The sequence below is a fragment of the Cryobacterium sp. TMN-39-2 genome, from assembly GCF_004402745.1.
In the GTDB taxonomy this organism is placed as follows: domain Bacteria; phylum Actinomycetota; class Actinomycetes; order Actinomycetales; family Microbacteriaceae; genus Cryobacterium; species Cryobacterium zongtaii.
Window position 1 is genome coordinate 423,396 of sequence record NZ_SOFX01000027.1, and the last position, 11,758, is coordinate 435,153.

Below are 11,758 nucleotides of genomic sequence, written 5' to 3' on the forward strand. Positions count from 1 at the left end.
CACCGACACGCCCCAGGCACCGACCACGCAGCCTCTCGGTGTGACTCCAGCGATCCGCATCGACTCACTCGGCAAACGGTTCGGACCGACCGGCCCTGTCGTTCTGGACAACATCACCCTCACCGTGGCACCCGGCGAGTTCCTCTGCCTGCTCGGCGCCTCCGGCTGCGGCAAATCCACCCTGCTCAACATCATCGCCGGTCTCGAACACCCGACCGAGGGCACGGTCACCGTGACCAGCGGCAACGCGGCGGTGATGTTCCAGGAGTCGGCGCTCTTCCCGTGGCTGACCGCCGGACGCAACGTCGAACTCGCTCTCAAGCTCCGGGGGGTGCCCAGGTCCCAGCGCCGCGCCCAGGCCCTGGAGCTGCTCGACCTCGTCAACCTCGCCGATGCCGCCCAGAAACGCCCGCACGAGCTCTCCGGCGGCATGCGCCAGCGAGTGGCCCTGGCCAGGGCCCTCGCCCAGGACCGCAAGGTCCTACTGATGGACGAACCCTTCGCGGCCCTCGACGCCATCACCCGGGACCTGCTGCACGAGGAACTGGAGCGGGTCTGGCGGGAGACCGGCCGCACCATCATCTTCGTCACCCACAACGTGCGCGAGGCCGCCCGGCTCGGCCAGCGGGTGGTGCTCATGTCCTCTCGCCCGGGCCGCATCGCCAACGAATGGCGCATCGACGACACCGGAACCCGGCGGATCGAGTCCCCCGAGGTGTCCCGCCTGGCCATCGAGATCACCGACCAGCTACGAGAGGAGATCCGCCGCAATGCTGCCTGACACCAAGCTGCACAGTTCTTCCGCCGCGCCCCGCAGCGTCGGTGATCACGACGAGCTGCGACGCCTCGAATCGGGTTTGGACGCCCTCCAGACCGTGCCCTTGACCGAGAAGGGCCGCTGGCGCCGGTTTCTCGGCGGGGTGCTGCCACCGGTCCTGCTGGTGGTGGCGCTGATCGTGGCCTGGCAGTTCTACACCGTGATCGCCCAGCCCCGACCCGACCTGGCACCGGGCCCGGTGAACGTGGCCGGGTCGCTTGTCGAGCAGTGGAACGACGGCCGACTGCAGCAGGCGGTTCTCACCAGCCTGTCCCGCGGCGGAGCCGGCTTCCTCATCGCCGTCGCGATCGGTACCCCGCTCGGGCTGCTGCTGGCCGAGTGGCGGCTGCTCCGGCGTGCCCTCGGGCCGCTCCTGTCCGGTCTGCAGGTGCTGCCGTCCGTGGCCTGGGTGCCCGCCGCGATCATCTGGTTCGGCCTGACCGACGCCACCGTCTACTTCGTGGTGCTGATGGGCGCCGTCCCGTCGATCGCGAACGGGCTGGTCTCCGGCATCGACCAGGTTCCGCCGCAGCTGCGCAAGGTCGGCACCGTGCTGGGCGCCTCCCGCATCGAACTCGCCACCCTGGTCGTGCTCCCGGCCGCCCTGCCCGGGTACTTCTCCGGGCTCAAACAGGGGTGGGCCTTCGCCTGGCGGTCCCTGATGGCTGCGGAGATCATCGTGGTAGGCGGCTCGATCGGATTCGGGCTCGGCACCATGCTGCAGCAGAGCCGGGAACTCGCCGACCTTTCCGCGGTGCTCGCGACCATCCTGGTCATCCTCGCGGTGGGCATTCTGGTGGAACTGACCGCCTTCGCCCCGCTCGAGCGCCGGCTCCTGCGCCGCCGTGGCCTCACCCCCGGCGCGCGCCGGTAGGCGAACCATGACCCACCGATTCACCCCACCCCGTCACGCACGTCCGACCCCCCTCTTTCGAAAGGCCCCTCATGACCCGGACGCCCTCCGCGCCCCAGCCACTGCGCGTCGCCATCATCGGCGCCGGCCCCGCCGGCATCTACGCCGGCAACATCCTCGGCGCGGCCGTGCGGGCGACCGGCGGTGAGGTCGGCATCGACCTGTTCGACACCCTGCCCGCCCCCTACGGCCTGATCCGCTACGGCGTGGCTCCCGACCATCCCCGCATCAAGGGCATCGTCACCTCCCTGCACGAGATGCTCGATGCCGGCACCATCAGGTTCCTCGGCAACGTGGGCTACGGCACCGACCTGAGCCTGGCCGACCTGCGCCGGCACTACCACGCCGTCATCTTCGCCACCGGGGCGATCCGCGACGCCGACCTGCCGATCCCCGGCATCACCCTGCCCGGATCCTACGGAGCGGCCGACTTCGTCTCGTGGTTCGACGGGCATCCGGATGTGCCGCGGGACTGGCCGCTGGACGCCACCGACATCGCGGTGATCGGCAACGGCAACGTGGCCCTCGACGTGGCGCGGATGCTGGCCAAGCACCCCGCCGACCTGCTCAGCACCGACATCCCCGCCAACGTGCACGCCGGCCTGGCGGGCTCGCCGGTCACCGACGTGCACGTCTTCGGCCGGCGCGGTCCCGGCCAGGTGAAGTTCACCCCGATAGAACTGCGCGAACTCGGCGATATCCCCGACGTCGACGTGATCGTCTACGAGGAGGACTTCCCCAGGGACGCCGACTCCGAGGCCCGCCTGGCCGCTTCCAGCAACCAGGTCAAGGTGATGAGCCGCACCCTGAACGGCTGGCTCACCCGGGAGCCCACCGGAGCGTCCCGGCGGTTGCACCTGCACTTCCTGCACAGCCCGGTAGAGGTTTACGGCACCGACAGAGTCGAGGGGATGCGCTTCGAACGCACCACGCCGACCGGCGACGGGGGCGTGCGCGGCACCGGGCAGATCCTCGACTACCCGCTGCAGGCCGTCTACCGCGCGGTCGGCTACCGCGGCAGCGCGCTGCCCGATGTGCCCTTCGACGACGCCCGCGGCGTCATCACCAGCGACGAAGGCCGCGTCATCGACGAGCACGGCACGCCCCTGCCCGGGCTCTACACCACGGGCTGGATCAAGCGTGGCCCGGTCGGGCTGATCGGCCACACCAAGGGCGACGCACTGGAGACGATCACCCACCTGGTCGAGGACCTGGCACTGCTGCCTGAACCGGCCGACCCCGCCCAGGACGCCGTCCTGCGACTGCTCGGCGAGCGCGGCATCCGCTACACCACCTGGCCCGGCTGGCTGGCCCTGGACGCCCACGAACGGGCCCTCGGCGATGCCGACCTCTCGGAGGTGACCCGGGAACGGGTGAAGGTCGTGCCCCGCGACGAGCAGGTGCTGATCGCCGCCGAAGTCTCGCTGGTGTCATCGTGACCTATGTCATCGCGCTGCCTTGCGTGGACGTGAAGGATCGCGCCTGCGTCGACGAGTGCCCGGTCGACTGCATCTACGAGGGCGAACGGTCCCTGTACATCCACCCCGACGAGTGTGTCGACTGCGGCGCCTGCGAACCGGTCTGCCCGGTGGAGGCCATCTACTACGAGGACGACCTGCCCGAAGCCTGGTCCGACTACTACCGGGCCAATGTGGACTTCTTCGTCGAGCTCGGCTCCCCCGGCGGCGCCGCGAAAACCGGTGTGCTCGGCTACGACCACCCGGTCATCGCCGAGCTGCCTCGCCAGGGCGCACTCGGTGGCTGAGGCCCTGGGCCACGACGACCAGGACCGCTATGACTGCGTCGTGATCGGCGCCGGTCCTGCCGGCCTCTCGGCGGCGCTGAACTTGAGCAGGGCCCGCCTCACCGTGCTCGTCATCGACAGCGACCGGCCCCGGAACGCGGCGACCATGATCTCGCACGGCTTCCTCACCAGGGACGGGGTCCCTCCGCACGAGCTGCGCCGGCTGGCCAGGGCAGAGGTCGAGGGCTATCCAGGCGCCCAGATCTTGCGGCGTACCTCGGTGCGCGCGGTCCGGCGAACCCGCGAGCTGTCCGAGGAGGACGACTCGCACCCGTTCGCCGTGACGCTCGGAAGCCCGTCAAGTGCCGGTCGAACCGTGGCCAGCCGCGCGGTGCTCGTGGCCACCGGGCTGCGCGAGACGCTTCCGGATGTTCCCAACATCCGCGGGTTCTATGGCATGAGCCTGTTCAGCTGCGCCGCCTGCGACGGCTACGAGCTGGGTGATCAACCGCTGGCGCTGATCGGCGAGACCGAGGACCTGTTCGCCCGGGCGCTCCTGGTCTCCCAGTGGACCCGCACGCTGACGGTGTTCACCAACGGCTCACTCTTCAGCGACGAGACCGGCGCCGTCTCCGCCGGCCAGGAACGGGTGCTGCGCGGGCGCGGCATCAGCGTCGAACGACGCCGCATCACCGACCTCGAAGGCGACCGGGGGCGGCTCGCCGCGGTGCGGGTGTCTGGCGGTGACCGGATCCCGGTCACCGGCGGGTTCGTGCGGCCGCTCTGGCATCCCGCCGTGGAGTTCCTGACCGGGCTGAACGTCGCCGGGGACGAGCACGCCCAGTTGCTCACCGACCGCAACGGGCGCACCAGCGTGCTGGGGCTCTACGCCGCCGGGGACGTCGCGGCGCCCGGACCCCAGCAGCTGATCGTGGCGGCCGGCGCCGGTGCCCGCACGGCCGCGATCATCAGCCAGGACCTGCTGGGGGTAAGCACCGCACACTGACAGGTGCACCGGCGCCCGGGGTGGCGGGCCGCCGCGGTGCTGGGTATCGTCACGGTAGTCGCCGCGCGGGTCGGCCTTGCGTCGGTGAAAGCATCGCCCGTCGAAAGGACGCCCATGAGCACCACACCACAGCCCATGCAATCGCCGGCGTCCGGCGCGAATCCTGCCCTCATCGCCCTCAGCGGGATTCTCGAAGGCGCTCTGGTGCTGCCCGGCGAAGCAGGCTGGGACGACGCCCGCGCCCCGTGGAACCTCGCCGTCGACCAGCAGCCGAGCGCCGTCGTGCGGCCGCGCTCTGTGCGCGACCTCAGGCAGGTCATCGTCGCGGCCAGGGAGGCCGGCCTGGGGGTGACCGTGCAGCCGCGGGGGCATGGCGCCGCCGCCGACCTCGCCGGCCAGATCCTCGTGCGCACCAGTGCCTTCGACGAGGTCACCGTGAATGTCGTCGCCCGGTTCGCACGCGTCGGCGCCGGCGTGCCCTGGGGAACCCTGCTCAACCGTCTCGACGGCACCGGCCTGATCGCTCTGGCCGGCACCAACCCCGACGTCAGCGTCATGGGGTACCTGCTCTCCGGCGGGCACTCCTGGTTCAGCCGGTGGCAGGGGCTGGCCGCGCACTCGATTCGAGCCGTCGAGCTGATCGACGCCACCGGGGTGCTGCGCCGCGTCACCAAAGACAGCGACCCGGATCTGCTCTGGGGCCTGCGAGGCGCCGGCGGGCTTTTCGGCGTGGTGACCGCCCTGGAGATCGAGCTGTACCCGGCGGCCGACCTCTTCGGCGGCAAGATCCTGTTTCCCGCCGAATCGGCCGAGGTGGTCTTCGGAGCCGCGGCCGACATCCTGCTGGATGCGCCGCCGGAACTGAGCCTGTTCCTGGGCCTGATCAACCTGCCCGACGTCGAGCAGGTGCCCGAGCTTCTGCGCGGGCGGAGCTTCACCCAGGTTGATGCGGTTTTTGTGGGGTCGGAAGCGGCGGGGAGCGCCCTGCTCGCTCCGCTCGTGTCGATCGCCCCGGTCATCGCCAACCTGTGCCGGCCGTTCTCGATCGGCCAGCTGGGCGAGGTCTCCGGAGAACCGCAGGAACCCTCGGCGACGCTGGACTGGTCCAGGACCGTCAGCGATCTCGACACCGCCACCATCGCGAGCCTCGTCGAGGCCTTCCACACCGCGAGCTACGCCGGACTGTCCCTGCTGCAGCTGCGGCCGCTGGGCGGGTTGATCGGCGACCCGACGGTCGGTGCCGACGGAGTCGTCGGCCACCTCGACGCCGGGTTCATGCTCTTCGCGGCGGCGATCCTGCCGCCGGGCGCGCCGGTTCCGGCCGCCTCCGACCGCCATCTGGTGTTCCAACCGCTGGAGGACACCGTGCATGCCGTGGGTGTGCCCCGCATCGTGCCGACGATGCTCGCGGCCGGCCAGGATCTGGGTGTGGCGTTCACGCCGGAGGAACTGCAACGCCTGGCCGGGATCAAGGCGAGGGTCGACCCGGAGAACCTGTTCCGCAGCAACCGGCCGCTGCCGACCTAGCCGAGACGTAGCGACACGAGACGTGGCTCAGGACGCCTGTTCCGTCTCGCGCACGATGCGCTGGCCGACCACAGCGGACACTCCGTCCTGCCGCATCGAGACGCCGTACAGCGCATCCGCGATTTCCATGGTGCGCTTCTGGTGGGTGATGACGATGAGCTGGCTGGTGGCCCGCAGATCCTCGAAGATGGTCAGCAGCCGGCCCAGGTTCGCGTCGTCCAGCGCGGCCTCGACCTCGTCCATGATGTAGAACGGGCTCGGCCTGGCCTTGAAGATCGCGATGAGCAGGGCCACAGCGGCCAGCGACCGTTCGCCGCCGGAGAGCAGCGACAGTCGCTCGATCTTCTTGCCCGCCGGCTTCACCGACACCTCGATCCCGGTGGTGAGCATGTTCGCGGGGTCGGTGAGCTGGATGCTGCCGCTGCCACCGGGGAACAGCACCGGGAACACCTCGGCGAAGGCCGCCTGGGTGTCTTCGAAAGCGCTGGCGAAAATGGTCCCCATCTTCACATCGATGTCCTCGATGATGGTCATCAGATCGGCCCTGGTGGTGGTGAGGTCGGTGAGCTGCTCGGTGAGGAATAGGTGGCGTTGTTCCAGCGCCGCGAATTCCTCGAGCGCGAGCGGGTTGATCCGCCCCAGACGGGCATACTTGCGTTCGGCGGCCGCCAGGCGCGCCCGCTGCTCCTCCCGGTCGTACGGCGTGGCCGATGAGGCCTCGCCGTCGGCGGGCACGAGCTGGTCCGGGCCGTATTCGCCGACGAGGACGTCCTCCACCAGGCCCAGTTCGCTGGCCGCGCGCTCGAGAAGCGCCGACAACTGCAGTTTTTTCTCGTAGATCGCCAGTTCGAGGCCGTGTACGTTTTCCGTGATGGCCTGCAACCGGCTGCGCAGTTCGCTCTCGGCCCGACGGAGGGTGCTCAGCTCGTCGTTCTGGCTGGTCCGTTCGGCCTCGGCGACGGCCAGCCGCTGCCGCGCCTGGGCCACGGCGCCGTCGACCGACGCGAGCACCGGCGGCAGCGCGTCGGCAACGGCGGATGCTGCATCCACCTGCCGGCGGCGGAGAACGGCCCGGCGGGCGGCGGCGTCCGCCTCGGCCCGGTCGGATTCGAGTTGCCGGGTCAGGGAGAGAACGCGGGCCTGGCCGCCACGCAGGCGCTCTTTGGCGGTATCCACCTGCAGACGCGACTCTATCTCGGTCTCCCTGGCCCGCTCGAGTTCTGCGTACAGGGCGTCGCGGGCGGTGACGTCCAGGATGGGCCGCGGCGTGGAGCGTCTGATGTCCAGAGCGGCGGCTGCTTTCCTGGCGGCGCTCTCGGCCTCGGCGACACCTGAGGAGGCGAGCTCGGCCGCGGCCGACAGCCTGTCAAAATCCGCGGCCGCGGCGTCGACCTGCACGGTCAGTCGGTTGCGCCGGTCCGCGCGGGCCGCCGCCAGGGTGTTGTGCTCGCGGAGCCGGGCCTGGGCCGACCTGGACCGGTCCCGAGCGCCGGCCAGGAGGGTGCGCTGTTCGCCGAGATCGCCGGAGACGATGCCGAGCAGGCTCGTCACCTCGGCCAGTCGGTGCGCGGCCTCGTCACGTTCGGTGACGAGTTCCAGTTTGCTGGGGGCGGCACCGGAGCCGCCGCGCAACGCGTGGGCGGTGAGCACATCCCCCGCACGGGTGATGATGGTGGCTGTCGAGACCTGCCCGGACGAGGCCAGGGCATCGGATGCCGCGACGGCGGCGGTCAGATCGTCGACGATGAGGGTGCCCTCGAGCAGCCCGAGCACGCCGGGCGGTGCGTCGACGACGGTGTGCGCGGCCACGACTCCCGGCAGGCCGGAGAGGTCCGGCTGAGCAGCAGACCCGGCGGACCCGGCGTCGGCGGCCCCGGCGAGCACCAGTTCCACCCGGCCGAGGTGCAGCGCGTCTGCGTGTCCGACCGCGGCGACCGCGGCATCCCGGTCATCGGCGGCCACGGCATCGGCGAGGGAGCCGAGCGCCGCCGCGACGGCGCGCTCGAAACCGGGGCGCACGCTCATGACCTCGGCGACCAGACCGCGGATGCCAGCCAGGTCGGCTTCGAGGAGGGCCGAGGAACCGTCTTTTTGGCCGAGTGCCAGGGTGAGGGCGCTCGTGCGGGCCGCCAGCGCATCCCGTTCCCGCTCCTGGCCGTGCAGGAGCTCGCGGAGCCGCTCGATCTCGGCCTCGGCCTGCGACACCTCGGCCTGGGCTAGGTCCACGACCTCGTCGAGGTCGACATCGTTCGCCGCGTCGTCGGCGTCCTCGTCGAGGTCGGCCAGCTGCTGGCGGGATGCGGCGAGTCGATCGCGGGCGGAGTCGAGGGCATCCTGCTGGCGCAGCACCTCCCCGCGCACAGCGGCCAATCGGGACGCCGCGGTGTCGGACTCGCCGGCGAGCTGGGACACCTCGAGGTCATGACGGGAGACGAGGGCGGACTGTGCCGCGATCTCGTCGTCGACGGCGTCCAAGTCGCGGCGCACCGAGGCCGTCGTGGTGCGTGCCCTGGCCCAGGCGTCCTCGGCCGTCGCGATGCCCGCCCGCAGGCGGTCCACTTCCGCCGCGGCATCCTCGACCCGCTGCGGGGTGACGCTCGCGGCCCGTTCGACAGGTTCAGCCTGGGTGCCCAGCAGGGCGAGCCGCTGGTTGGCGAGGGTGTACAGCCCGCGCAGCCGTTCCTGGGCGGATTCAACGGCGAACGCCGTGCGCCGGGCGATGTCCACGGCATCGCCTACCTGCGCGTCCTCCAGCCGGCGCACCCGCACCTGGTTGTGGTCGAGCTGTTCCTGGACCACCAGGCGTTCGGAGTGCCGTTCGCTTTCGGTGCGGCCGTGGGCGTCAAGGGCCCTGCGCAGCACGATCACATCATCGGCGAGCAGCCGCGCCCGCGCGTCCCGCACGGTGGCGGCGATCTGCTGGGCCTGCCTGGCCACCTGAGCCTGTTGGCCGAGCGGCTTGAGCTGCCGGCGGATCTCCCCGGCGAGGTCGCTGAGCCTGGTGAGGTTGGTCTGCATGGCCTCGAGCTTGCGCACGGTCTTTTCCTTGCGGCGACGGTGCTTGAGGATTCCGGCGGCTTCCTCGATGAAACCGCGGCGTTCCTCCGGGCTGGCGCGCAGCACGGCATCCAGCTGGCCCTGGCCGACGATGACGTGCATCTCCCGGCCGAGACCGGAGTCGCTGAGCAGCTCCTGCACGTCGAGCAGCCGGCAGGTGCGGCCGTTGATGGCGTACTCGCTGCCGCCGTTGCGAAACAGGGTGCGCGAGATGGTCACCTCGGCGTACTCGATGGGCAACGCCCCGTCGCTGTTGTCGATCGACAGGATCACCTCGGCGCGGCCAAGCGGTCCCCTGGTGGAGGTGCCGGCGAAGATGACGTCCTCCATCTTGCCGCCACGGAGCGTCTTCACCCCCTGCTCGCCCATCACCCAGGCCAGGGCGTCAACGACGTTGGACTTGCCGGAGCCGTTGGGACCCACGACGCAGGTGACGCCGGGTTCGAACGCGAAGGTCGTCGACTGCGCGAAGGACTTGAAACCTTTGAGGGTGAGGCTCTTCAGGTACAACCCGGTCGTCCTTCCCGCTAAAGTGTCTGACTCAGTCCACGGTACCGGACCGCCGCTCGTTTACTGGGATCTGACCGCCTCGAGATCCCCCGGGAGTGTGTCAGTTCCGCGACACCGGGTCTAGGCTCTGCGGACATGGAGAGTCATTCGTTGGGCATCGATGAATTGAGCGTTCCGGCGGCGCCCGGCGCGACGGGTTGGCCGGAGTTCGTCGCGGCCGTCGACGTGCGCAACCGGGTGGAGGCCCACGCGTACGGCACCGGTGAGCTGGCCCAGTCGGCGGAGGAACTGCTGCCGGGCTACCTCACCCCCGAGCACTCTCCTCGTCGGATGTTCGTGGCCCGCGTCGCGGGGGCGATCGTGGGCCGGGCCGCCTACGAGACGCAGGCGGACCCGTCGTCGGAGTTCGCCTGGTTCACCGTCGAGGTCCTGCCCGAATGGCGGGGCCGGGGCATCGGCAGCGCACTGTTGGACGTCCTGGAGACCCTGGCCGCCGCCGAGCACCGCAGCAGCAGGGTGATCTACGCGGTTTCCCCGCCCGGCCCCGGCGAACGCCTCGTCCCGCCCACGGGTTTCGGATCGGTGCCGCTGGCCAACCCCGAGGTGCGTTTTCTGCTGCACAGGGGGTACCGGCTCGAGCAGGTGGAACGCGGCAGCCGGCTGCAACTGCCGGTGGACCCCGCCGTCCTCGCCCGGCAGCTCAGGGAGGCGGCGGCCCGCGCCGGCGAGGACTATTCGGTGCTGTCCTGGACCGGGCGCACCCCGGAGCGCTGGCTCGAGGACATGGCCCTGCTGTACACCCGCATGTCGACAGATGCCCCGACGGCGGGTCTGGAAGAGCCTGAAGACGTGTGGAGCGTGGAACGGCTACGCAGCGAACAGGACGCGTACGCGGCAGGCCCCGGCCGGACGCTGGTGACCGCTGTCCTGCACCGGCCCAGCGGTCGCCTGGCCGGTTTCACCGAGCTGTCGGTGCCCGGCGACACCAGCCGGGCCGTGACCCAGGAGGACACACTGGTGCTTCGGGAGCACCGCGGACACCGGCTCGGCATGCTCATGAAGCTGGCCAATCTGCAGAGCCTGGCCCGTGAGCATCCCCGGCATCCGGCAGTGACCACGTTCAACGCCGAAGAGAACCGCTACATGCTCGACGTCAACGAGGCGCTCGGTTTCGTTCCGATGGGCTACGAGGGTGCCTGGCGGAAGGTCAGCGCAGCCGCTGACAGCGCGGGCAGTAGTGCGACGAGCGGTTCATGAATTTGACCCGCACGAGGTCGGTGCCGCAGCGGGGGCAGGGCTTGCCGTGTTGCCCGTAGGCGTTGAGGCTGTGCGCGAAGTAGCCGGACTGGCCGTTGACGTTCACGTACTGGGCGTCGAAGCTGGTGCCGCCCTCGGCCAACGCCCGCAGCAGAATCGCGCGGACGGCGGTGAGTAGGCGGCGGGCGCTCGCCGCGGACAGCGTCGCGGCCGGCTGGTCGAAGTGCACCCGGGCGTCGAAGAGTGCCTCGTCCGCATAGATGTTGCCGATCCCGCTGACGACCTGCTGGTCGAGCAACACCCGTTTGATGCCTGACCTGGTGCGGGCCAGCGCTCGGTAGAAGGCCGGGGCGGAGAACGCCGGGTCGAGCGGGTCCCGGCCGATGTGCGCCACCTGGCTGGGGATGAGGCCGGACCAGGCCGGGAGCGCATCCGCGGTACCGGTGGTTGGCCGGCCTGGGGCCATGCCGGGCCCTGCGTAACCGGCCGACCGGCCGTCGTCGGTGGCCTGCATCGTGTCGACGGCCATGCTGCCGAAGATGCGCTGGTCCACGAAGTGCAGGGCCAGTTCACCGTGTTCGGGGTTCTGCAGGGTCAGGCGGATGCGCAGCAGGTTTTCCGGGGTCTCACCCGGGGTACGCAACAGCACCTGTCCGCTCATCCCGAGGTGGGCCACGATGGCCCGGCGCGCGCCCGACCCCGGCGCCTCCCCCGGTGCGACGGCCAGCGGGAACCAGAGGAACTTGCCCCGGCGCACGGCGGCCTCGATCCGGGCGCCGGTCACGAGCGCTTCGAAATCGCCGAGCGAGCGGTCGTGGCGACGAAGGGACCTCTCGTCGAAGATTTCGACACCCGTGATCGCGGCGCCGGACACGGCGGTTTCCAGGCCGGTCCGCACGACCTCGACTTCGGGAAGTTCAGGCACGT

Annotated in this window: 9 protein-coding genes; 7 read left to right on the top strand and 2 right to left on the bottom strand. The window is 70.6% G+C overall.

Features of this window, described 5'->3' with window-relative positions:
- The first annotated feature begins 40 nt into the window (after positions 1-40).
- The 6 genes from E3O57_RS10095 (at position 41) to E3O57_RS10120 (ending at position 6,007) form a co-directional block, all read left to right on the top strand.
- Positions 41-781, top strand: coding sequence for an ABC transporter ATP-binding protein (locus E3O57_RS10095; protein ID WP_198416823.1), 741 nt, complete (start codon positions 41-43; stop codon positions 779-781).
- On the top strand, positions 771-1,691 hold the full coding sequence (locus E3O57_RS10100) for an ABC transporter permease (RefSeq protein WP_088456490.1): 921 nt from the start codon (positions 771-773) through the stop codon (positions 1,689-1,691). The genes E3O57_RS10095 and E3O57_RS10100 overlap by 11 nt, the downstream gene beginning before the upstream one ends.
- Before the next feature lie 71 nt (positions 1,692-1,762).
- Positions 1,763-3,169, top strand: coding sequence for an FAD-dependent oxidoreductase (locus tag E3O57_RS10105; protein WP_103479599.1), 1,407 nt, complete (start codon positions 1,763-1,765; stop codon positions 3,167-3,169).
- Positions 3,166-3,495 carry a ferredoxin gene (gene fdxA / locus E3O57_RS10110; RefSeq protein ID WP_088456492.1) on the top strand — a complete coding sequence of 110 codons (330 nt, stop codon included), beginning with the start codon at positions 3,166-3,168 and terminating at the stop codon, positions 3,493-3,495. Before E3O57_RS10105 ends, fdxA begins: the two co-directional genes overlap by 4 nt.
- On the top strand, positions 3,488-4,480 hold the full coding sequence (locus E3O57_RS10115) for an NAD(P)/FAD-dependent oxidoreductase (protein ID WP_241990369.1): 993 nt from the start codon (positions 3,488-3,490) through the stop codon (positions 4,478-4,480). The genes fdxA and E3O57_RS10115 overlap by 8 nt, the downstream gene beginning before the upstream one ends.
- Before the next feature lie 114 nt (positions 4,481-4,594).
- Positions 4,595-6,007 (top strand): FAD-binding oxidoreductase, encoded by a 1,413-nt coding sequence (locus tag E3O57_RS10120; RefSeq protein WP_103479601.1) that lies wholly within the window; start codon positions 4,595-4,597, stop codon positions 6,005-6,007.
- A 27-nt stretch (positions 6,008-6,034) separates the two neighbouring features.
- On the opposite strand, the gene smc is transcribed toward E3O57_RS10120, so the two are convergent.
- The gene (gene smc, locus E3O57_RS10125) at positions 6,035-9,574 is read right to left on the bottom strand and encodes a chromosome segregation protein SMC (protein WP_103479602.1); all 3,540 of its coding nucleotides are present in this window, start codon (positions 9,572-9,574) and stop codon (positions 6,035-6,037) included.
- A 135-nt stretch (positions 9,575-9,709) separates the two neighbouring features.
- Between smc and E3O57_RS10130 the strand changes: the two genes are divergently transcribed.
- Positions 9,710-10,831 (top strand): GNAT family N-acetyltransferase, encoded by a 1,122-nt coding sequence (locus tag E3O57_RS10130; protein ID WP_103460001.1) that lies wholly within the window; start codon positions 9,710-9,712, stop codon positions 10,829-10,831.
- On the opposite strand, the gene mutM is transcribed toward E3O57_RS10130, so the two are convergent.
- Entirely contained in the window at positions 10,782-11,756 is a 975-nt protein-coding gene (gene mutM / locus E3O57_RS10135; RefSeq protein WP_103479603.1) for a bifunctional DNA-formamidopyrimidine glycosylase/DNA-(apurinic or apyrimidinic site) lyase, read from the bottom strand. The two genes, E3O57_RS10130 and mutM, sit on opposite strands and share 50 nt — an antisense overlap.
- Between the last annotated feature and the right edge of the window lie 2 nt (positions 11,757-11,758).